Source organism: Knoellia subterranea KCTC 19937 (assembly GCF_000768685.1).
In the GTDB taxonomy this organism is placed as follows: Bacteria; Actinomycetota; Actinomycetes; order Actinomycetales; family Dermatophilaceae; genus Knoellia; species Knoellia subterranea.
In genome coordinates this window covers 188,496-210,373 of record NZ_AVPK01000005.1, presented here as the reverse complement: position 1 = coordinate 210,373, position 21,878 = coordinate 188,496, and the positions used below count along the sequence as shown (strand labels likewise).

Sequence of the window (21,878 nt, the reverse complement as noted above, 5' to 3'; positions counted from 1 at the left end):
GGTGTGCCACAAGGGGTTTCGCCAAACTTCCTGCAGAAATTTCTCCGTCCACAGGCGGCGGGCGTGTCGTCCACCGCAGGAGTCACGTTGTCCACACGGTTTGCGGCTCCGTCCCCAACTTGTCCCCAATCCCCTGTGGACAAGAACAGGGGCGGGCCACCCGCCCACCTCGAGACGACCACCTTTTCGCGAGACGACCAGCCCAAACTGGTCGTCTCGCGCAGAACTGGTCGTCTGACGGCACCTGGCCCTCGCTCGGCCCCTCGAGACGACACCGCACACGCCGGAACTCCCGGTCCGTGCCTGCGCACGAACCGGGAGTCCGGGGGGAAGGGATCGAGCCGAGGCTCAACCCGTCAGAGGTCGCTCCTCTCCTGGACCTTGAGGGTGTTGATGACCGGCTGTCCCATGGCCTTGCGCGGGACGAACTCGATCGTCAGCGTGCCGCCGGCGTGCTCGACCGTGATCTGGTCGAGGTCGGCGGTGAAGGTGCCGGCGTCCTTGACGATGTCCTTGCCGACGAGGACGTACGCCCCGTTGACCTTGACGTCGAACTGGTGCTTGCCGGCCTTGGTGTTGGCCAACTCGGCGAAGCCGAAGTCGACCGCGTAGGTGCCAGCCGGTGCGTCGTCGAACCGGTAGGACATCGCCCCGACGCGCTGCGTCTGGAACAGCTTCGGGTCATCCGTCTTGGCGATCGCCTTCGACGTGGTGACGACCCGAGTGCCGGATCCGACGTAACCCCAGCTGCCCGCGGCCCACGGCTTGTCGCCCTTCCAGAGGAAGAGGTCCTTGCCCTGGGACGCCGCGCCGCCCGCGTCAACACCGACCGAGTAGGACGAGATGACGACGTGGAACGGAACGGTGGTGGCCTTGACGCGACCAGCGCCGGTCGAGATGCGCAGGGCACCCGACCAGACACCGGGCTCGGCGAGCGAGGCGTCGACGTCCACCGTGAACGTCTTCGTCTCACCGACGGCGATCGTCGCGGTCGTCGGGTCGACCGAGATCCACGGGACGTCCGTGGAGATCGGGTCACCGACGTCGACGAGGTACGCCTTGCCGGACACCTGGTCGGCCGCCCAGAGGTTGCCCTCCGCGTCCGCCTCGAGCCCGGCGCCGGGGAAGTCCTCGGTCGACGGGAAGGCGACCGTGCGCAGCGTCGAGCAGTCCGCGGGCGACAGTTGGTAGAACACCGTCGTCTCGGCACTCGGCACCATCCACACGGTTCCCGACTCGGAGTTGAACGCGAGACCGGCAATGCCGGGCTCCGCCGTCTCACACTGAGCCAGGGTCGCGCCCGGGGTGTCGTGGGTTGGGCCGGCGACGGTGTAGAGGATGCCCTCGTTCCAGCCGCCGATGTAGAAAACGTCCTCGCCCTCGTTGTACGCGAGGCCGCGCTGCGACGTGCTCGTCCACTCCGGTCCGTCGATCCGCGACGACTCCACACCAGTCGAGGAGTCGAAGCAGACGATCGTGTTGTCGCCACCGACGTTGACCTGGCACATCTCACCCGTGCGGGTGTTCAGGGCCATGTCACCGTTCCACGAGCCGCCCCAGTTGCCGGGGAACTCCGCCTGGGCGGCGCCGTCGGTCGTGAAGGCGGTGTTGGTGATGGCTTCCGGGTCGGAGATCCAGACGTGGGTGTTGGAGTTGACGCCAACACCCCAGGCCACGGAGAGTCCCGTGTCCCAGCTCTTGAGCACGTCACCGGTCGCGGTCGGCCCGACGAGGGACTTCTGCGCCGCACGTTGTGCGGTGCTGAAGAGCCCCTTGGCGGACTTCGCGCTGGTGTGACCCTTCGTCGCCGTCTTCACGGCATCACCGCTGAGCACGGCGGGTCGCGAGGCCGACGAGGTGGTCTTGCGACCGGACTCGGCCACCGAGAATTCGAGCGGAGCGGTGCCCGTGTTCTTGACCGTGAACGTCTCGCGCCGGGTGTCACCCGCGGCGAGGACGCCCCAGTCGTAGGACTCCGCGCCGGTGATCGTCGCGATGCCCGTCTTGAGCGCCGGACTGAACTCGGCGGTGTCACCGTCGCTGTCGAAGGTGATCGACGTCGACTCGGTGACGTAGTTCTCCGCCTCGGCCTTCACGGCATACGTTCCGAGGAAGAGGACCTTCGAGTAGGTGCCGTCCTCCGCGGTGGTGACCGACACCGGGTCACCCGTGGCCGGGGTGATCGTCACCTTGGCGCCGGCCACCGGGAGGTGGTCGTTCGCGTCGGTGATGGTCCCGGAGAGGGTGCCCGAGGGCGGCGGCGAGAAGGTCAGCGACATGTTCGGCGAGACCACTCCGGCGTTGTTGAAGGAGTAGAGCCACGCGACGGTGCCCGTCGCGTTCTCGATGCCGATGGTCGCCGAGGTGCCGGTCAGTGCCGGCTTGCCCTCGGTCATCGCGCCGTAGCCCATGACGATCTTTCCGTTGCGCAACAACGCAACCGAGAAGTTCGTGCGGGCGTTGGCGTCGGCGTAGAGACGGACGTTGCGGTACTCGATGACGAACGCCTCGACACCTCCGATCGTCGTCGTCCCGGTCCACACACCGGCGCTGGCGTCGATGTTGAGGTCGTCCCAGTACGGGTAGATCGCCGCGTTGGGAGCAGCCGCGGACGGGAGCGTCCCGTTGGAGTAGAGCGTCGCTCCGGCCAGGAAGTTGATGTGACCGTTCGTCGACACGTACGCCTTGGGGTAGGTGTTGCCATAGAGCGGGAAGCTCCACGGCAGGTCGATCGCGAGCGAGCTCTCGTCACCGGTGAGGGTCGTCTGCGTCGTGCCCTGGGCGGGAGTGCCCGTCGTCACGCTGCAGGTGTAGCCGTAGCCGTCGGCCCGCGCCGCGAGCGCCGCGTTGACCGTCTCGTCGCCATCGACGACGACCTCACGGGAGAACGGAGCCGCGCAACCACCGATGCTGACGCTGAGGGTGTAGGTCCCCTCGGGCACATCAGCGATGGAGTAGCGACCGTCCGATCCCGTTGTGACAGAGGCGATTTGGGACGCGATGGCGACGGTGGCGCCGTTGACCGGCGGTCCACCTTCGCCCATGGTCACCGTGCCCGACACGGTATGCCGGGCAGCAGCTTCCAGCGCGACGCTCACCGTCGCGGTCGCACCCGCTGCAACCGAGGTCGACTGGGTCGAGGCGAGGTAGCCGAAGGCCGTGACCTTGACCGTGTAGTCGCCCGCGGTGACCGCGACGTTGAACGCGCCGTCGGCACCGGTGGTGAGGGTGCGGGTGGTCGGACCGGTCACCTGGACCGTGGCGCCGCTGACCGGGTTGCCACCGGCCGTCACGGTGCCGGCGATGTGCCCGGCGTTGCCGACGGGAGCGGCGGCGATGAGCGCCTGGACGTCGAGCTTGCCCTGACCCCAGACGTTGTTGTTCTCGGCGGTGCCGCCACAGGTGAGGTCACTCGTGTCGACGGCCGTGGAGTTGAGCAGCGCCCGGGTTCCGGCGATGTCACCGACGAGGGACGGTGCGGCGCTCCACAGGAGAGCGACTGCTCCGGCCACGTGCGGTGAGGCCATGGACGTGCCGTTGGCCGTGCCGTAGCTACCGCCCGGGAGGGAGGAGCGGACGTTGACGCCGGGAGCCGAGATGTTCGGCTTGACGACGCCGTCCTGGCCGGCGCCGCGGGCCGAGAAGCTCGCGATGTTGCCGGAGATGTCGAACGCGCCGGAGGAGTAGTTCGCGATGCGCGAGCCGGGCGAACCGCTCGTGTTGCACGCCGGCCCACTGTTGCCGTTGGACCACTGGCCGAAGATGCCGGCGGCCTCCCACGCGAGGGTGATGTCCTCCATGAACGGGTCGTTGCTCGGGTTGCGCGAACCCCACGAGTTGTTGATGACGTGCGGCCGCTTGCTCGGGTCGGCGCCGGTGCCATCGGTGCGCGTCGGGGCGAGCATCCACTGGCCCGACTCCATGAGGTCGGCGTCGGCACAGGTGCTGCACCCGTTGGCCTCGATCCAGTTGGCGTCGGGGGCGACACCGATCTGGTTGGCGCCGTCGGAGCCGAGCATCGTGCCCATCGTGTGGGTGCCGTGACCGTCGGTGTCGCACGGGTCGCCGGCGTCGTTGCACGCACCGGCGGAGTCGAAGAAGTTGTAGTTGTTGTCGAAGGTGCCACCGGGCAGGAGGCCGCGGTACTTCGACTTCAGGGCCGGGTGGTTGACGTCGGTTCCGGAGTCGATGCTCGACACGGTGATGCCCTGGCCGGTGATGCCACTGGCCCAGACGTCGTCGGCGTTGATCGCGGAGATGCCCCACTCGACCGCGTCATGGCCCATGTCGCCGGTCTTCTTCAGATCGATCGGCTCGGGCGCCTCGTAGACGCTGGTCTCCCGGATCTGCGCGACCTTCGCGTTCTTGGCGAGCGACTGGGCGAGCTCTTCGGTGCCGCCACGGACGAGGACCGCGTTGCTGATCCAGTACGAGGTGTGGTCGATGTTCGCCTTCTTGAGCTGGGCGATGACGTCGGCCTGCGATGCCGCGGCCTGCTTGCGCAGCGCGTCGTAGACCGCCACGCCGCGCTTGTTCCAGTCCTTGAGGGAACTGGCGGCCGTGAGGTCCGCGCGGTCAGCAAAACGAACCCAGAAGTCCGCGGACTTCTGGGTCTGGAGTTGCTTGGTCACCGCAGCGGTGAACTTGGCGTCCGGGTCGGATCCAGCAGCTGGTGTGCCCTGGACTCCGGCGGCCTGGGCCGACTGCAGGCCCGCGCCCCATGTGGCCAGGATCAGGGCAATGACCGCCAGGATGGCTGGCCACAGCCGTCCCCGCCCTTCGGAATGAACTCGCATGGAACCTCCGTCATCTGGCCCCGGATGGGTGTCCGGGACGAGGGGACGTCCCCGTGATCGCGGGGACGTCGTCTCACGCTTGCAGCGGCTCCCGGCACGGGGAAGGACGCCTGCGGGTCACTTGTCGGGCAGGTCGAGGGCGCGAGTCGGGCAATGTCCGGGCAATGTCCGGTCACTTTGCTCGGTGGGTTCCCCACCTCGGAGGCTGCGGCGTGGTAACTATCCGGCGCAAGTGATCGGAATTTTGCCAACTACTTACCCGTAGCCGGGCCGCCTTTTACCGACTCGGGCCTAGGTTCCGTTCATTGAGGTTGCTCAGAAGTGCTCCGCAGGGGATGGAGAAGAACCATGAGTCACGGTCCGATCGCCCAGACACTCGTCGTGTGTGTCGGACTGCCCCTCAAGGAGGTCGCCGCCCTCGCCGCATCGGTGGCCCACGGCACGCTCGTCATGGCGGCCAGTGACGTCGAGACCGCCCGGACGGTGCTCGCGGGGCCGGTCGGTCAGCCGATGCCGGCGGTGTCCAGTGCCGCGACGGGCACTGACGCGTCGGCTGCCCCGGCGACGGCGATCACGGCGCGGGGTTCCGTCGCCGCGGTCGAGCCGGAGCCGATTCGGGTCGGTCGGCTCACCATTGACCCGCCCGTCCGCGAAGTCCTTGCCGGTGACCAGCTGCTCCGGATGTCGGCCCGCGAGTTCGACCTGTTGACCCTCCTCGCCTCGGACCTGCACCGGGTCTGGCCCTTCGGTGCGCTCGTCAAGGCGCTGTGGCACACCGACTATCTCGGCGACCACGAACAGTTGGCGTCGACGGTCAAGCGGCTGCGCAAGCGCCTCGGCCCGAACGCCGGCTGCGAGGTCCACTCGGTGCACGGTGTGGGCTATCGCCTCCAGGCCGTCGACGCCGCCGTCGCCTGATCACGCTCCTCCCTCGACTTCTTGCCCCGTTGGGACACGCGGTGCGGCGCTACGCGCTGTCGCCCGTGTCCCAACGGGGCAAGAAGTCGGCAGGTGGCACATCCGAGCGGGCGCGATCCCGGGCCGGACAAGGGTGAAGGGCCCTCGGAAGTATGAGTTCCAAGGGCCCTTCGGGGTGATCGGTCGATGTGACGATCCCGATCGACTGCTCTTCTCTTCTGGTCCCGAGTGCCTACGTCACCTGGCTCTCGCAGGGGGGCGAACCACCTGTGCGGACGTTCGTTTCCGAGCTGTCCCGCTCTCCCCGAGGGGAGTGCGTAAGAGAGTTCTACGCCCCAATTGCGTTGTGCCACAAGGGCTTTCGAGAACTTTCTCGAATTCCATTTCTGTCCACAGCCACGCCACGGTTTGTCCACAACACACGCACCGTTGTCCACCGCGTAGCCCACTTGTCCCCATGTTGTCCCCAACCGTCTGTGGACAAGACCGCGCCATCAGCAGGTGAAGCGCGTGCAGTCCTTCGGGAACGCGAACCACGCCATGGCCCGCTTCGGTGTGATGACCCGCAGGCCGCCGCCGTCCTCACCCGACCACGAGTCCGGCCCGGGGGAGTAGCCGCTGTCCTTGTATTTCCCGAACGCCTCCGACAACCGCGCGCCCAAACCCTCGGCGTCCGCCCGGGTCGCGACCGACTCGCCTTCGATGATGACGACCTCGGTGCCGCTCTCGAGGGTGAGCGTCACGGCCGGGTTCTTTTCGACATTGCGGGTATGCCGGGTGGTCGGCGCCCCGTCGTACCAGAACCTTCCGTCGACCCAGACTCCCCACCGCGGGACGGAATGCGGTGTGCCGTCAGGTCGGACGCTGCTGATCCAGTAGTGCAACGACTGCACCAGCCGCGGCTCGACGTCAGCCCAGGTGAGCTGACCGTCAGTGGTCTCGGGGATGCCGTAGCCGTCGGGAAACACGGGACGGTCGACTGAGGGCGTGGCGGGTGCGTCCGAGGAGGATCCGGGTGCTGCTGCCGTGGTGTCCATGGACCGACGTTATGCCCGACCCCCGACACCGCCGGCCACGAGAACCCGTTCGCGCTACTGCGCGAGCGCGATCGCACGGCCGGAGCGAGCACGACCGACATCCTCGACGCGCTCGAGTCCGGACGCCGTTGATCGTCGTCGACGCGTCGGCGATGGTCGAGGCCCTCGTCGGACTCGACCCGGAGCCTCAACTCCTCGACGCCCTGAGCGGTGAGCTGGCGGCACCCCACCTCCTCGACGTGGAGGTCCTGTCCGTTCTGCGCGGCTTGCTGCTGGGGCGGCGACTCGACGCACACGCAGCCGAGCAGGCCCGTCACGATTTCTTCGAGTTCACCATCCACCGGCAGGAGCTGGCCCCGCTCGCGGATCGGGTCTGGGGCCTCCGGCACCAGTTCACGGCCTATGACGCGTCGTACCTCGCCCTCGCCGAGGCCCTCGATGTGCCTCTCCTGACCTGCGATGCGAAGTTGGCCGCATCAGGTCACCGAGCCGACGTTCACGTCGTCGCTCCCACTCGCCGCTGAACCGAGGTCGGGCGCGGTGGCGACGCTCTCCCTTCCTTCAGCAGTAGGGGAGGTACGCCTTGGCGATGTAGAAGGAACCCATGGCCACCTCCTTGCTGGTGTTCGTGCGCCGAAGATGCACGTAGCGGCGCCCGTCATCGATCTTCTGGGGCCAGTACTGGGTCTTGGAGGCGTAGTAGCCCGGGATGTATTCGACGTAGGTGCCGTTCCCGTAGATGGTGCGCATGCTCACGCGGTAGATCGGCAGTGACGAGTAGTTGTGCACCGTGAACTTCACCGCGGTGGTGGACGTCCGGCAGGCCGAGATGCCGAAGTTGCCGGGCGACGAGAAGAGCAACTTCGTGGCGGCGTCCGCGGGACCGCCCCCGGCGAACTGGACGCCCAGAGCCAGGGTTGCGGCGGCCGCAGTCCTCGCGATCCTGCGAAATCGGGTCGTGCTTCGGCCGGTGTCGGTCGTGCTGGTCACGACACTCCTGGGTTCGTTCTTGGATGGACACGCTGTTCCCGCCCACCCAAGAACGCCCAGACGATGAACGGAACCCACGAAATCGCAGACTTCGACCTCGGCGCCGCTGGTCAATGGACTGTTGAGGCCTTGAGTTCGGAGTCGAATGGGAGGACGCTGAAACATGGGCGTCGTCGAGTTCGAACTGGCGCGCGTGGTCCACGCGCCGGTCGCCGACGTGTTCGCCCGGTTGGCCGACATCGACGGCTATGACGCGTGGATGCCGAAGCGCGGCAGCATCCGCCGCCACTCCGAGCAGACGACGTCCGGCCCACCTCGACTCGGCACGACCTACCTCGACCGCACCCTGGCCGGGCCGACACCCGGTGAGATCTCCGAGTTCGAACCACCCACACGCCTCGTCTTCCACTGGTGGACAACGCAAGGCGGGAAGGTCGTCGCAGAGGGCTGGCCGGCATACCGGCTCGAGGCGAAAGGTGACCACACGACTCTGGTGCACCACCACGCGCGACTCGAGACGCGCGGCATCTATCGGCCGGTGACGCCGCTGCTGCGCTGGATGGCGGTGCGCGAGCGGACGACGACGGTCGAGGCGTTGCAGGCGTCGTTCGGACACCAACCCGACAACTAGCTCTCAGGCCGCGGTGGAGTCCTTGCGTGGCCGACCGACCCGCGGCTTCACGGCGACGATCACGCCGTCGTGGATGATCTCGCCGCCCCACACACCCCAACGCTCCCCGCGATCGAGGGCGTCCTCGAGGCAGGCACGACGGACCGGGCAGCCACGGCACAGGGCCTGGGCGAGCGCGACCTCGTCGGGGGCATCCGCGAACCACAGGTCGTCGGGCCGCTCCTGACACGGGAGCCGCATCGCGGTGTTCATGGCTGGACCTTCCTGACCGGGGCCGGCGCCAGCGGTTGCTGACGAGTCCACGGTCGTCGCCTGAGGTAGCGCGTCACATCGGTCAGGTGCCGTATTTCGTGCGTGAGGGCTACCTCAGGACAGGGGTTCATGCCGGTGCCGGAGGGGCCATCAGTCCCCACCGCGAGACGACCACTTCTGCGGGAGGCGACCACTTCTGCATGGTCGGCTCGAGCAGAACTGGTCGTCTCGTCGGGATCGGTTAGCGTTGCGCGCGTGCCACTCCCAGCCGCAGTGCCGTTCACGGGCAAGGACAAGTGGAGCACCGTGACGATGTATGCCGTGCTCGCCCTTCTGGGGGCGGGGGTCGTCGCGACCGCGTGGGTTATCGACCGGCACAACCCCCTCCTCCAGGTGCTGATTACCTACACGGCAGTGGGAGTCGTCCTCACCGCAGCGCTGGCCGTCGCCGTCGCCGTCGCATTCACGCGCGAGTTGCCGTCACTGCGGAAGGGCACCTTCGGGGGTCAGACCGCGTGGGGCGTCCACGCCTGGCGGGCGGAGTGGTTGCACACCAACGCCTCGACGCTGGCCTGGCCGCGGGAGCCCTCACCCTCTGCGTCATGGGCATCCGAGAGGGATTCAACATGCGGGTTCCGGGCATCGTCGTCGGTCTCGTCGGTCTCGTCGGGCTGTGGTGGGTCTGTCGTGAACCGTTCTTCGTGGGTGTGTGGTCGGGTGAGCCCCCGCGGCGGGCTCGTGGGGTGTTCGGTAGGGACGTGCCTTTGCTTCACGTTGAGCGGCAAAGAGCCAGGAGTCAGCCTGCGGCGGGAGGCAACGTGTTGGAGACTGCGACCATGACCCGAGTCGCGCTGCCGCTGTGCCTCCTCGTAGCCGTTCTGACCGCTTGCTCGCCCGCCGCCGACAAGACGGACACCACGACGCCGACACCCTAGACGGCGAGCACCGCTTCGACCCCGACCGAGGCGCCCTCGTCACCCTCACCGTCCACGTCTCCTTCGCCAACGGGACTCACCGCCGAGGACGTGGGCAAGGCCATGGGAGCCAAGATCGCGTTCTACGCCGTCGCGAAGGCAGCCGGGATGGACGAGAGCGCCCGGATGGACGAACTCGCGGCCGGCACGTGCACCCGGATCGAGTCCGGCAAGCCGGGAGACGTGGGCCCGTGGCTGAAGGACGAGTTCAGGCTCGAGGGCGACACCGCCGCGAAGGTGGCCATCTCGGCGATTGCCTTTCAGTGTCCGGAGTACAGCTCTCAGGTCGGCGGCTGACTCGCGGCTCACTCAGCGACGTGAGGCCGGGCTCGAGCCGGACCGGGGCTTGCGTCATCTGGTGGAGCAAAGGCACGTCATTTGCCGACCCCCACAGAGCTCGCCCCCGTCACGCTGATCACCGTCGCGCCAGCCCGCGAGCTCGCGCCCTCCACGGGACGCCACCCCGCGGTCGTGCCATGCTGCGAGAAGAGTGAACTGACGACCCGCCACCGACCCACGCGAGGAGCGCACCCATGACCGAACCACTGCACGTCGACCTGCTCGTCATCGGCTGGGGCAAGGCGGGCAAGACCCTGGCCAAGCGCTACGCCGCCGCCGGCAAGTCCGTGGTACTGGTCGAGCGCGACCCGATGATGTACGGCGGCACCTGCATCAACGTCGCCTGAGTCCCCACCAAGGACCTGGTCGTCTCGGCCGAGGCCCGCCGCCCGACCGACGAGCCGCAGGCCTACTTCTCCGCATCAGTCGCCGACCGTGACGCCCTCATCAGCAAGCTCAACGCCGCCAACCACTCCATGCTCGAGGGCCAGGCCACCCTCCTCGACGGGCACGCGCGCTTCACCGGCCCCAAGGAAGTCACCGTCGAGACCCGCGACGGAGACGTCGTCGTCACGGCGGAGAACATCATCATCGGCACCGGCACGTCGCCGACCCGCCCGAACCTGCCGGGCATCGACCTGGACGGCGTTCACGACTCCACGACGATCCAGCACATCGACCCCTTCCCCAAGCGCCTCGCCGTCATCGGTGGCGGGTTCATCGGCCTCGAGTTCGCGAACATGTTCCGACTGTTCGGCTCCGACGTCACCGTGCTCGACGCCAGCGAGACCTTCCTCGAGAAGGCCGAGCCGATCGTCGCCCAGACGGCCCACGACCTCCTCGTTCGCGGTGGGGTTGAGATCCGCAACGGCGTCAAGGTGGCGGGCATCGAGAAGTCCGCGGACGGCATACAGGTGCTTGTCGACGGCAGCGACGCAAAGGTGGAGGCGGACGCCGTCCTCGTCGCCGTCGGGCGGACTCCCGCCACGTCAGATCTTGGGCTCGACAAGGCCGGCATCGAGACGAACGAACGAGGCTTCATCACCGTCGACGACCACCTCCGCACCAACGTCGACGGGGTCTTCGCCGTCGGTGACGTCAACGGCGGGCCACAGTTCACCTACATCTCCCTCGACGACAACCGCATCGTCTGGGACCAGCTCATGGGCAAGGGTGAGCGCACCACGAGCGACCGAATTGCGTTGCCGCACAACACATTCATCACTCCGCCGCTCTCGTCCGTGGGTATGTCACCGGCCGAGGCCGTGGCCGCCGGCCACACAGTCCTGTATGCCGCGAAGCCCGTTGCGAAGCTCGCCGCCATGCCGCGACCGAAGATCGTCGGCGACGCCGAGGGCGTCATCACGTTCACCGTCGACGCGGGGACACGCGAGGTGCTCGGCGCGAGCCTGTTCTGCATCGACTCGCAGGAGCTGGTCAACCTCGTCGCCCTCGCGATGCGCGCCGGTGTCACTGCCGACGAGCTGATGAACGGCATCTGGACGCACCCGTCGAGCACGGAGGCATTCAACGAGGTGCTCGCCGAGCTCGCGCACTGGACACCCGAGGACTGAGGGCCAACGAGCTCAGAGGCGCCGGACCGCTCCGCTCCGATCTGCCCGATTCGCCTGCGGCACAGGGTTGGCCAGTCCTACATTGGTGGACATGCTCGGCGTGGCCGAACGTGTCTGGAGCACCCATGACGTCCCGGTCCGTGACCAGTTCGCGGCGTGGGAGCACGTGGCGTGCGAGGCGTTTGCGCCCGTGTCCCTGAGCCGGCCACCAGGAGACCATGTGGTCGATGGGCTGCTCGCGAGTTGCGCCATGCGGAGGGTCGCCGATCTGGGTGTCGCGTGGCTCGCCACGGGCGCCCAAGTGGTGGAGCACTCGGCCCGCCACATCGCGCAGGGTGCGAACGGCGTCTACTTCCTCAACCTGCCGCTCGTCGGGTCCGGTATGGCCATGCAGGACGGACGGATGAGCGTCACGGGTCCTGGCGACCTCGTCCTCGTCAACGGCGATCGCCCCTTCACGCTCGGCTTCGCGTCGCCCTTCGAACAGATCTCGATCGCGATTCCGCGGGCCAGCCTCGACCCTCTGCTCGCCGATCCGTCCCAGGCGAATTGTGTTGTCATCAAGGGTGATTCGGGAGCCGGAGCCATCGCCGCCACCGCGATCCAGACCCTGGCTGAGCAGAAGAACCCCTTGACGGCCCGCGAGGCCCACGGCATCTCAGACGTGCTTCTCGGGCTCGTCTCACTCGCCGTGTCCACGACCATCGAAGGTGCCGTTGCCCCCGTGCGGCTGCAGCGGTTCCAGGCCGCCCTCGACCAGGTCGAACGCCGACTGGCAGACCCGGAGCTCACCCCACACGACGTGGCCAAGGAGTTGTCCATCTCGGTGAGTTACCTGACCAAGCTCTTCGCGGAGCACGGCACGAGCTTCGGCCGCACCGTCCTGACCCGCCGACTCGACCGTGCCCGGGGTCTGCTCGCGGTCGGGGAGGTTCCGGGCGCAGCCACGGTGACCCAGGTCGCCATGGCCTGCGGCTTCCACGACTCGGGATACTTCGCACGCACCTTCCGCGCCCGGTTCGGAGTCACGCCGAGCGAATACCGTTGCGCGGCAGCGCAACTGGACTGACCGGCATACCAAGGGGTTGGTCCCGGAGAGGGAACGCAACGGTGGGGCGGACTCCCTCAGCCCACCCCACCGCACGTCTGGTTCAGCACTCGACCGTGTCGGCCCCCTTGATCCACGTCATGACCATCATGCCGGGGAGTTCGGAGCCGGCGCCGAAGTACTCGAGGCCCTTGCCGTTGGCGCCGTTCGGGTTCATCCGACCGGTCTCCTTCGGGTCACCGATCGTCATGTGCTCGAAGATCTTGATGCCGACGGGCAGACCAGCCTTCTGGAGCGCGGCGTAGCCGGCCGCCACGGCCTCGTCACATCCCGCCGTGTAGCCCGCCTCGAGTGCCGCGCCGTCCTCGGCACTGAAGACGAGCCAGTTGGCGGAAGCCGGAGCGTTGAGGGAGTACATCGGGATGAAGCAGTGGTGCGCCATGGCGGCAGGTGCGGCGACGAAGAGGGCGGCAGTTGCCCCGCCGAGCGCGAGCAGCGGACGCCGCAGTCGCTTCGAGACCTTCATGGGTTCCTCCTGTTCTGGTGCCCGGGCTCGCGGGCGCGTGCCATGGGGCGGGTGCCGGGGTGGTGATGGCAGGATCCGGTGCCCCCAGCAGCACCGGCGTCAGGTCGAGCGTCCTCCGGTGACGTGCCGACCGTCTGGCACGTGAGCGCACTGGTCCTGGGACAGGAGCGGACTCCGCCAAAGCGATGCGAGACGACCCTTGGGCGGTCTACCGTGAAAGGCGAGTGGGTTTGGGATGCGCGCCGAGGGTGGCCGCGCCACACCGGGGAGCCGGCCCCGGCAGCTGTAGGGACGGGGTCGATCCTGCGATCGGCTCCGCAGCGCCGAATCGAGGCAGCGCAATGCCGAACGGCAACGACTTCACCGACGCCACGCGCAAGGTCGGCCCGATCGAGTGGCGACGCAGCCCGCACATCGTGGTCCCTCCGCTCGAACGCCCGGTCGACCGTCCCATCGACATCCCGATCGACGCTCCCGTGGACCGGCCCGTGGACCGTCCCATCGACATCCCCATCGACATCCCCATCGAGCGACCCATCGACATCGACGTCGACTCACCGTTCCTGCTGCCGCGACCGGTCACGGCACTGCGGACCAGCGACCTGCTGCTCCTGCGCTTCAGCTTCGCGAACCTCTCCTGGGCCAGGCCCGACGGCGGTGACGGCGACGCACCCGGGTGGGTGCTGAGACGTCGGAAGGCGAACAAGCCGGCATACCTGATCGTCGACTTCCCACCGCAGCACCTCGTCGAGGAGGCGTTCCCGCAGAAGGCAGCCAGCCCCACCATGGTCCGCCCGCCCGAACTGCCCGGCGGCGCAACGCAACCGGCGCCGGCGAACACGACCGCGGCACCGACTCCACCACCGGTTCGGGCGATCCTCAGCCAGCATTCGCGCCTGTCTTTCGTCGTCAAGGACGAGACGATCGAGTGGTCCCTCGACGGCCTCCTCTCCGCGATGAGCACCCTCCCGCTGAGCGTCGTGCCGCACGCGACCAACCGGGTGCGCATCGACGTCGACATCCCGTTCGAGCTCGTGAAGAAGAGCCGGACCGTGCGCGTGACGGGTCGGCTCACCGCCCGGGGAGGCCTGGCCGTGCCGGGGGCCGTGCGGTCGATCGGGCGTTCCGCCGCGATGACCCGCCGGCTCGACGAACGACTCGGCCGGGGCGTGAGTGCAGCGATCGGCTCGATCTCGCGCGTGGCCGGGGAGTTCGGGGTCAAGCCGGTCGCAGTCGGGCCGGTCGGGGGCGTCACGAAGGACCTCAACCCAGGCATCTCCGCGCTCGCCCGCCCCGCCCCGCGCCCACCCGAGGCCACCGAGACCGCCATCGAACTGCCGTGGCGACTCCAGTTGTCACCCCACGCCGGAGGCGCCTTCACCCACTCCCACACCCCGATCGAGCACGACCAGCGCGTCGAACTCTGGCACTCACGACTCGGGCAGCGCGCCACGACCCCCGACGGCGCGCCGACCGTCGACGAGAACGACGCCAGCACCCGCACCGTCCGCGCGATCTGGGCCCGCGACATGGAGGGCGGACCGCTCGCGCCCGCAGAGGCGAGCGCGACCGGAAGCACCGACGTCCCCAACTGGACGAAGTCGCTCACGACCCGCGACCGTCGGATGCTCGTCGACGAGACGTCGAACTTCACCCTCCGACGAGGCCGCGCCAGGTGGACCCCACCACCGGCGAAGGTCGACCGGCTCATGCTCACCGCCCTGGGCGGGTGGTTGCGCTCCGACCTCGACGTCCCTGAACTCCCCAATGACCTCCCTGCCACGGCCACACGCCCCGCCAAGTCGTTCAGCATCACCGAGTGGAAGCACCGCGCCACGATGGGTCGCGACCACGAGGTCAAGGTCGTCTATGCCGGATTCCTCTTCCCGTTCGGCCACCGTGCCTCGCTCGTCAAACTGACGGAGCGCCAATTCGACTCTGCGCCACCGGGTTCGGGCATGACGGGGAAGATCGCCTATCTGCGCCAGCGCTTCTTCATCGTCGTGCGCGACCAGACGCTCAGGTTCCCCGCAACGGGCGCGACGTGGCAGAACCCCAACCGCCCCGGTTCCGGCCCCACCCGGCTGGACCTCGCGATGCCGCTGGCGTCCCTGTCCGTGCTCACCCGGAGCACCCCGGACCTCGACCCGCCCAAGGACCCGACGGCCCCGCTCACGAACGCGAACTTCTGCTTCATCCCCACCATCGACGACGTGCCGTTCGCGTTCCACGTCCTGGCGACGGACCGGGAGGACAACATCGTCGAGTATGCCGGCCCGCTGCTTTTCGTCGAACGTGGACTCAACGTGTCCGCGGCGTCGCTGAAGAACGTCCGTGACTTCTATGCCGGTCTGTCGCTGGGCGAGCGTCGGCACCCGCTCGGCGGGCAGCGAGTTGCGTTCGCGGCATCGAAGGCGCCGGATGGTTTGGCCCTCGACACGACCCTGGCGACGGACGGGCTCGAGTTCGATGCGGCGATCCAGCTGGACGGGCGCACGCAGGACGACCCGCGGTTCGTGCCCGTGCTCGGTCAGGCCGACGTCGTCGTTCCCGCCATGAACGCCCTCGCCGGCGCGGCGACCCCGGCGCCCATGCAGCTCCCGCAGCGCTACCTCGAGAAGGAGTGGACGGGCAACGTCACGCACGTCTTCCTCGAGGCGACGTCGGCGGCGGCCGCGGCCAAGCTCACCTTCACCGGCAAGGGCGACCGGTCCGGCGGATTCGTCACGCCCAACCTCGACGTCACGGGACTCTCCGGGAGCAAGGGCCCCATCGGCGGAGACATCATCAAGGCGATGGACGGCGTCATGCAGGGCGCCGACTTCTTCGCCGGGCTCGACGCGGCCAAGCTCTTCGGCGCCGTGAAGATCTCCGACCTCGTCGGCCAGATCAGCCCTGACAACATGCCGTCCTTCATCGCGGACTCGATCAACGAGGTCACGGCCCTGCTCGGCGATGTGCAGCGGATCCTGACGTTGGCGCAGCAGGTCGACCAGCGACTGGCGGCCGGGGTGAGCGCCGCGAGTTCGGCTGCCGATGCAGCAGCGAAGGCGGCCGTGGCCCAGCTCAAGGCTGCTGTCGCCACCCTGCGCACCCGACTCACGTCCCTCGAGACGCGGGCGAAGGCAACCCTCACGGCATTCGCCGACATCAGCGACCTCGCCTCGGCACAGGCCGCCCTCACGGCGCTGGCCGCGGACCTCACCGCGCTCAGCGCGGCGATCAGCGAGGTCGTCGACGCCGCCGGCACGGTGGGACTCAAGGGAGAAGCGGCCACCGCAGCGGCCGTCCCCACCGCCCTTCTCAAGGACGCAGCCGAAGTCGTCCGCCGCCTCTCCGAGGTCCTCGCGGACGCGGGCCGGATCACCGAGATCCTCGACCTTGCCGAGCAGTTCCTCGGCGGGTCCGGCCTGCCCGAGACGGTGCACGCCCGGATGAACTGGTCCACCCCGCTCGACCCCTGGCCGAAGGACTTCCCGCTCTTCCAACCTGCCGGCGCGCAAGGTCGGCTCGACCTGTCCGTCGATGTCCGTGCGCCGATCACGGCCGGCGGCGACCCGAGCGCAACGATCGTCTGCTCGATGACGCCCTTCTCACTGCGCCTGCTCGGCAAGAACCCCTTCATCGAACTCAAGGTCGAGACACTCGAATTCACGCTGCTGCCGGGGAAGAAGCCGGACGTCAACCTCGTCCTCGCGAAACCCGGCATGGTGTTCGGTGGGCCGCTGAGCTTCGTCAACGCCCTCCAGGACCTGGTCCCCTTCGACGGGTTCTCCGACCCGCCCTACCTCGACGTCTCCACGCAGGGCATCCGGGCGGGCTTCGACCTCGCCCTGCCCGACATCTCGATCGGCGTCTTCAGCCTGGCCAACCTGTCGATCGGTGCCGAGGCGCACGTCCCGTTCATCGGCGACTCCCTCGACTTCCGGTTCAACTTCTGCACCCGGGAGAACCCGTTCCGGCTCACCGTGTGGGTCTTCGGGGGTGGCGGGTTCTTCGCCATCTCGGTGACGCCCGATCGCTGCCGGATGCTCGAGGCCGCCTTCGAGTTCGGCGCGGCGGTCGCGCTCGACTTCGGCGTCGCGAGCGGCAGCATCGAGTGCATGGCCGGGATCTACTTCCGGCTCGAGACGAACCCCGACGGCAAGGACGACGGCAAGCTCGCGGGCTACTTCCGCCTCCGTGGGGAGGTCGACGTCCTCGGCCTCATTTCCGCCTCGCTCGAGCTCTACCTCGAGCTGTCCTACGAGCCCTCGTCGGGAAAGGCCGTGGGACGCGCGAGCCTCACGATCGAGGTCGAGGTCTGCTTCCTCTCCACATCGGTCCAGATCTCCTGCGAGAAGAAGTTCAAGGGCTCCAACGCCGACCCCACCTTCGAGCAGGTCATGGGGACACAGGTCCACGGGGTGCGCCCGTGGGACGAGTACTGCAACGCGTTCGCGACGGCCTGAGAGGACGGGGCGATGACCACGGAATCCCTCATCTGGACCCTCCTGCCCAACGGTGTCGACCGTGAGACCGGAGACCTCCAGTCGACGATCTTCGTCACTCCGCGCCTGCACACCGGCGGCACGCGCGAGCCTCTCGACTCCTTCCCGACCTTCCGCCACTGGGCCGCGGCCCTGGACCGGCTGAAGTTCCTCGCCGAGATCGACGGCATCGGCACGTGCGAACTCACCCGCGACGAGCGCGGCGGCAGCCCTGACGCCGCGACGTGGGACCGACTTTTCGGCGGTGACGTCTTCGTCGACGAGACGGAGGTGCGTGACCTCTCGGACCGCCGGGTCCACTCCTTCCCGGCCGACCGGATCGCCGACGAGATCCTGTCCCTCTATGGCCAGGTGGCGGCGCAGCACGCGACCGAACACCCGTCGATCCACGACCCTCTGCTCGCGAGCCTCGCGGACGACCTCGGGCGCATTGGTGACTTCCCCGACGAGGAGGAGCGCCGGCTCGACTCGTGGTTCGGGCAGGACGATCGCGGACCACAGGGACGTCGCGGACGGGTCGTGCCCTCCGGTGTGGCGCGCGCGAGCCGGGCCAACGCGTTCATCCTCGCGAACCGCTTCTACGACCGGCGCCTCACGGACGACCGGTTGCGGGACGCGCCCGCCTCGGAGATCGATCCAGAACTCGTCCCTCCGCCGCCCGACCTACCCGGACTGGACTTCCACAACTACGTGGCCGCCTTCGGCGACTATGGGCACCTCCTGCGGATGCTCGGTCTGGCCATCGACGTACGTATGCCGTCAGACCCCGCCTTCGAGGGTCGGCGCCGCTACCGCGTCGTCGTGGAGGGTGACCCCGAGCCGTGGATGAACGACGACACGGCGACTCCTTGGATGAACTACGAGTGGCGCGACCAGCGGTGGTTCGTGCCGGCCACGCGTGACGACGGCCGACACGACGTCCGCGACGGCCAGCTGCTGCTCGAGAGCGAGGACTGGTACCGGGTGCACCAGATCGACATCGACGGCTCCGCCCTCAAGGCGACGAACACCGCCTCCACGGTGGCCCGCCAGATCGTGGTGGACAAGGCGCAGAAGGAGACGATGGCCCCGACGACCGCCTCCCTGCCGGCGCTGCGCGGCGCCGGGCTGACCGTGACTCGACGCAACACCGCCGAGACCGTCGTCGGACAGTTCGACCACACCCGGTCCCACGCGCAGGGTGAGCTGGCCGGCATACGGGCAGATCTGTGGGCGGACGACGTGATCCGCGGGTATCGCTGGGAAGCCGAGAAGGACGGGTCCGGACAGTTCCGGTCGCTGGTGGCGAGGGTCGGGACCTTTGCCTATCGACCCGAAACGGGTGGACGGACGATCCTCAAGGTGCCGGCGGAGGACGAGGGCTTCGTCAAGGGGTCGTCGACGACGTCGGTGCCGGGCGACGAGGACCTCTATCTGCACGAGGCCATCGCGTCCTGGTCCGGCTGGAGCATGGTGACACCTCGACCCGGTGGCGGCGTCACGGAGGACGAGGAGCTCGACGGTGGGCAGACACCGCGAGAACGCTTGGGGCACAGGGCTCTTGACCAGGGCCTGCCGCTGGAGACGACCTTCAGGGCTGCCCCGGGGAGCCTGCCGACGCTGCGCTTCGGGCACGACTATCGGCTGCGGGCCCGGACCGTCGATCTCGCGGCGAACAGCCTCGACTCCGAGGTCCTCGACGACGAGCACGCGAGTCCGTCCACGCGGTTCCTGCGCTGGGAGCCGGTTCCCGCACCGATGCTCGTGCCGCGACGGGCCTTCGGTGAGGGCGAGTCGCAGCTACGGATGGTCATCAGGTCGACGGCGGGGATGACGGTGGACGACTACCTCGCGCTGGCCCGCGTCCAGGGGCTCGCACCAGTGACGGTGACGAAGCTCGGGTATGCCGCGACGGACGAACGGTGGGTCGTGCCGCCGAAGACGTCCCAGCAGTTGGCGGAACTGCACGGGGTGTTCGACGAGGCGATCGGGAGTGGGGACCCGGCGAAGATCCAGGCGGCGTACGACGTGGCCGCGCGCGAGGCAGGGGCGCTGCCGGAGGAGGTGGCGGGGGCGACGCTGGAGACGCCCTACCTGCCGGACGTGCTGAGCCGTGGGGTGCGGTTCAACCGGTTCTGGTTGGAGCCCGAGTACCGGCGGCAGGACTGGCCTGCGACGGGCGAAGCCGGTGGTGGCGGTGCTGGCGGCGCGCAGTGGTGGGACCGACAGCCGTTCCGGATCGTCCTCGTCGAGGGGCCGGGACCTGCACCCGTGACTCCCGCGGCGGCGTGGGAGCTCCCCGTGTGGTCGGCGGCGGACGGGACCCTCACCGTGCCCATCGCGCAGGCCGAGATGAAGACCATCCGGGTGAGCTCGGCCGTCGACGAGGCCGACCTCGAGCTCATGGGGATGTACGACCTGCTCCGCAGGGCCACCGATGACGACGACTGGTGGGCGCGTCGGCACGAGGCGCTGGAGAGCCGCAACTGGCTGCTCACGCCGTGGGTCGAGCTGACGATCGTGCATGCGGTGGAGAAGCCGCTCGCGGACCCGGTCATCGGCGTGACGTCGGCCGGCATGAACCGGGGCTCGGGCGAGACGTTCTGTGCGCTCGGCGGGACGATCGCCGTGCACGCCAAGAGCACCGGTCGCCTCGACATCGAGGCCCGCTGGACCCAGCAGGTCGACGACGTGTTGGCCGACGCGCCGGACGACGGTGTCGACGGTCGACCGGCGCTGACCGAGCGATTGGGCCATGCCGGCGACTTCCTCCTCGAGGCGACCGAGGACGCCTGCCGGGTGGGCCGCGACGACGCAGCCGCTGTGGGAGTGGCGCGCGACCCGGGGGCAGTGGGGCCGACGCACCGGCTACGGCACGAGTTCGGGGACACCAAGCACCGGACGGTGACCTACTCCGCGACGGCGACCACCCGTTTCCGCGAGTACTTCCCGCCCGAGGTGACGGACGGGTTCGAGGACGTGGACGGCATACGGACGTCGTTGATCAAGCGAACCGGACCCGACGCGACCCTGTCGGTTCCGAGCTCGAGGCGACCGGATCCTCCGGACGTTGCCTACGTCATCCCCACCTTCCGTTGGGAGGCCGACCTCCTCGCCGGTGGAGGGGTGCGAGGGGGACTCGGGCGCAAGCGGACCCGGCACTGCGGGCTGCGGGTCTATCTGCGTCGGCCCTGGTACTCCTCGGGCGACGACGAGCGGCTCGGCGTCGTGCTCACGGACCAGCCCTGGCTCACGTGGCCGATCGACGTGAAGCTCGGGATGACGGTCGAGGCAGTGGATCGCCTGCGGGCAGAGGAGTTCGCGACCCGGGTCATCGAGGCCGGCGCCGTGAAGACGGGCCGCCGTGGCACCCCGCTCGAGCGGGTCCTGCGGGCCGGCGGACTCACCGAGACGCAGGTTGCGGGCGATGCCGGCGAAGCCGAGCTGCGCGTGGCGATGAGTGACGCCATGGGGCGCATCGGGGACGTCGTGCTCGACCCTGTGCTGAAGTGGCCACCGGCGCCGCAGAGGGATCCCGACACGCTCATCACGAAGATCGGTGCCGACCCGGCCTTCGCGTCGAGGTCGGCGTCGAACGGGCCCTATGTCGCGTCGTTCCCGCTGCGGACAGGCGTCCGTGGGGGCGTGTCCCTCGAGGAGACGTCCGCGGCGCCGGTGACGGTCGTGGCACACACGCCGCACTTCGATGCCTCTCGTCGCCTCTGGTACTGCGACATCGAGGTCGACGGTGGGGTGGCCTATCAGCCGTTCGTGCGATTGGCGTTGTGCCGTTATCAGGCGAATTCCATTGCGGGACACCACATCTCGAAGGTCGTCATGGCTGACTTCGCGCAGATCCTGCCGCGCCGCGTGGCAACGTTGCGGCCGATGGCGCGCGGGTTGAGAGTGGGACTCTCCGGACCCGTTGGTGTCGGAACCCTGGGTGGGACGAGCGTGACGCCGCAGTCGATCCGGGCCAGTCGCTTGGTGACCTGCGAGATCGAGCGACTCGCCGACGGGGACGATCCGGACCTGGACTGGGTGCGTTCGTCCGACCCCGTGGAGCTCGCTGCGACGGTGGGCGAGGCCGGCCTGGGCGACGTGGCGTGGAGCGCGATGGTGAGTGAACCGGAGCGTCGTGAGGGCTTCTCGTATCGGTTGCTCATCAAGGAGTACGAGATCCACCCCACGGACGTCGGCGACACCGAGGACCCGTTCGACGCGGTGCGAGAAACGGAAATGTTGTTCTTCTCGGCAGCGGTTCGGCAGCGGCTCGTCTACGCCGACAGCTTCCCGCTCTGATCCTGCCTCGGCCGGGAAATCG

14 protein-coding genes are annotated in these 21,878 nt (G+C 68.6%); 9 read left to right on the top strand and 5 right to left on the bottom strand.

Annotation, left to right across the window (positions count from 1 at the left end):
• Nucleotides 1–356 precede the first annotated feature (356 nt).
• A complete protein-coding gene (locus N803_RS10460; protein ID WP_052112154.1) occupies nucleotides 357–4,796 on the bottom strand; it encodes a S8 family serine peptidase in 4,440 nt (1,479 codons plus the stop codon).
• A 348-nt stretch (nucleotides 4,797–5,144) separates the two neighbouring features.
• On the opposite strand from N803_RS10460, the gene N803_RS17520 reads away from it, so the two are divergent.
• Nucleotides 5,145–5,714 (top strand): winged helix-turn-helix domain-containing protein, encoded by a 570-nt coding sequence (locus tag N803_RS17520; protein ID WP_052112153.1) that lies wholly within the window; start codon nucleotides 5,145–5,147, stop codon nucleotides 5,712–5,714.
• A gap of 494 nt (nucleotides 5,715–6,208) precedes the next feature.
• On the opposite strand, the gene N803_RS10450 is transcribed toward N803_RS17520, so the two are convergent.
• Nucleotides 6,209–6,751, bottom strand: a complete 543-nt coding sequence (locus N803_RS10450; protein WP_052112152.1) for a pyridoxamine 5'-phosphate oxidase family protein — start codon at nucleotides 6,749–6,751, stop codon at nucleotides 6,209–6,211.
• Between the two features lie 128 nt (nucleotides 6,752–6,879).
• Here N803_RS10450 and N803_RS10445 point away from each other — a divergent pair, with 128 nt between their 5' ends.
• Nucleotides 6,880–7,275: a type II toxin-antitoxin system VapC family toxin gene (locus tag N803_RS10445; RefSeq protein WP_035904906.1), complete on the top strand. Its 396-nt coding sequence runs from the start codon at nucleotides 6,880–6,882 to the stop codon at nucleotides 7,273–7,275.
• A 37-nt stretch (nucleotides 7,276–7,312) separates the two neighbouring features.
• Here N803_RS10445 and N803_RS10440 read toward each other — a convergent pair whose 3' ends face one another.
• On the bottom strand, nucleotides 7,313–7,741 hold the full coding sequence (locus N803_RS10440; protein WP_035904904.1) for a hypothetical protein: 429 nt from the start codon (nucleotides 7,739–7,741) through the stop codon (nucleotides 7,313–7,315).
• Nucleotides 7,742–7,904: 163 nt separating this feature from the next.
• Here N803_RS10440 and N803_RS10435 point away from each other — a divergent pair, with 163 nt between their 5' ends.
• A complete protein-coding gene (locus tag N803_RS10435; RefSeq protein ID WP_035904903.1) occupies nucleotides 7,905–8,372 on the top strand; it encodes an SRPBCC family protein in 468 nt (155 codons plus the stop codon).
• Nucleotides 8,373–8,375: 3 nt separating this feature from the next.
• Here the strand turns inward: N803_RS10435 and N803_RS10430 are convergent, their stop codons facing one another.
• On the bottom strand, nucleotides 8,376–8,624 hold the full coding sequence (locus N803_RS10430) for a WhiB family transcriptional regulator (protein ID WP_035904901.1): 249 nt from the start codon (nucleotides 8,622–8,624) through the stop codon (nucleotides 8,376–8,378).
• A 1,037-nt stretch (nucleotides 8,625–9,661) separates the two neighbouring features.
• Between N803_RS10430 and N803_RS10420 the strand changes: the two genes are divergently transcribed.
• The 4 genes from N803_RS10420 (at nucleotide 9,662) to N803_RS10410 (ending at nucleotide 12,580) form a co-directional block, all read left to right on the top strand.
• A complete protein-coding gene (locus N803_RS10420; protein WP_035904897.1) occupies nucleotides 9,662–9,895 on the top strand; it encodes a hypothetical protein in 234 nt (77 codons plus the stop codon).
• A 236-nt stretch (nucleotides 9,896–10,131) separates the two neighbouring features.
• Complete coding sequence (locus tag N803_RS18890; protein WP_169743076.1) at nucleotides 10,132–10,284, top strand: hypothetical protein; 153 nt, start codon at nucleotides 10,132–10,134, stop codon at nucleotides 10,282–10,284.
• Between the two features lie 15 nt (nucleotides 10,285–10,299).
• Nucleotides 10,300–11,511: an FAD-dependent oxidoreductase gene (locus tag N803_RS10415; protein ID WP_035904896.1), complete on the top strand. Its 1,212-nt coding sequence runs from the start codon at nucleotides 10,300–10,302 to the stop codon at nucleotides 11,509–11,511.
• 91 nt (nucleotides 11,512–11,602) lie between these two features.
• On the top strand, nucleotides 11,603–12,580 hold the full coding sequence (locus N803_RS10410) for an AraC-like ligand-binding domain-containing protein (protein WP_156969738.1): 978 nt from the start codon (nucleotides 11,603–11,605) through the stop codon (nucleotides 12,578–12,580).
• A gap of 82 nt (nucleotides 12,581–12,662) precedes the next feature.
• On the opposite strand, the gene N803_RS10405 is transcribed toward N803_RS10410, so the two are convergent.
• Nucleotides 12,663–13,085 (bottom strand): hypothetical protein, encoded by a 423-nt coding sequence (locus N803_RS10405; protein ID WP_035904893.1) that lies wholly within the window; start codon nucleotides 13,083–13,085, stop codon nucleotides 12,663–12,665.
• 341 nt (nucleotides 13,086–13,426) lie between these two features.
• On the opposite strand from N803_RS10405, the gene N803_RS10400 reads away from it, so the two are divergent.
• Together N803_RS10400 and N803_RS10395 are read left to right on the top strand one after the other, a co-directional pair.
• A complete protein-coding gene (locus tag N803_RS10400; protein WP_035904892.1) occupies nucleotides 13,427–17,536 on the top strand; it encodes a hypothetical protein in 4,110 nt (1,369 codons plus the stop codon).
• 12 nt (nucleotides 17,537–17,548) lie between these two features.
• Nucleotides 17,549–21,856: a hypothetical protein gene (locus N803_RS10395; protein WP_035904890.1), complete on the top strand. Its 4,308-nt coding sequence runs from the start codon at nucleotides 17,549–17,551 to the stop codon at nucleotides 21,854–21,856.
• The last annotated feature ends 22 nt before the right edge of the window (nucleotides 21,857–21,878 follow it).

What these genes read in the sequence shown, in the direction of transcription:
- N803_RS10460 (WP_052112154.1), bottom strand. Translation starts at nt 4,796, where the DNA reads ATGCGAGTTCATTCCGAAGGGCGGGGACGGCTGTGGCCAGCCATCCTG.
- N803_RS17520 (WP_052112153.1), top strand. Translation starts at nt 5,145, where the DNA reads ATGAGTCACGGTCCGATCGCCCAGACACTCGTCGTGTGTGTCGGACTG.
- N803_RS10450 (WP_052112152.1), bottom strand. Translation starts at nt 6,751, where the DNA reads ATGGACACCACGGCAGCAGCACCCGGATCCTCCTCGGACGCACCCGCC.
- N803_RS10435 (WP_035904903.1), top strand. Translation starts at nt 7,905, where the DNA reads ATGGGCGTCGTCGAGTTCGAACTGGCGCGCGTGGTCCACGCGCCGGTC.
- N803_RS10430 (WP_035904901.1), bottom strand. Translation starts at nt 8,624, where the DNA reads ATGAACACCGCGATGCGGCTCCCGTGTCAGGAGCGGCCCGACGACCTG.
- N803_RS10420 (WP_035904897.1), top strand. Translation starts at nt 9,662, where the DNA reads ATGGGAGCCAAGATCGCGTTCTACGCCGTCGCGAAGGCAGCCGGGATG.
- N803_RS18890 (WP_169743076.1), top strand. Translation starts at nt 10,132, where the DNA reads ATGACCGAACCACTGCACGTCGACCTGCTCGTCATCGGCTGGGGCAAG.
- N803_RS10410 (WP_156969738.1), top strand. Translation starts at nt 11,603, where the DNA reads ATGCTCGGCGTGGCCGAACGTGTCTGGAGCACCCATGACGTCCCGGTC.
- N803_RS10405 (WP_035904893.1), bottom strand. Translation starts at nt 13,085, where the DNA reads ATGAAGGTCTCGAAGCGACTGCGGCGTCCGCTGCTCGCGCTCGGCGGG.
- N803_RS10400 (WP_035904892.1), top strand. Translation starts at nt 13,427, where the DNA reads ATGCCGAACGGCAACGACTTCACCGACGCCACGCGCAAGGTCGGCCCG.
- N803_RS10395 (WP_035904890.1), top strand. Translation starts at nt 17,549, where the DNA reads ATGACCACGGAATCCCTCATCTGGACCCTCCTGCCCAACGGTGTCGAC.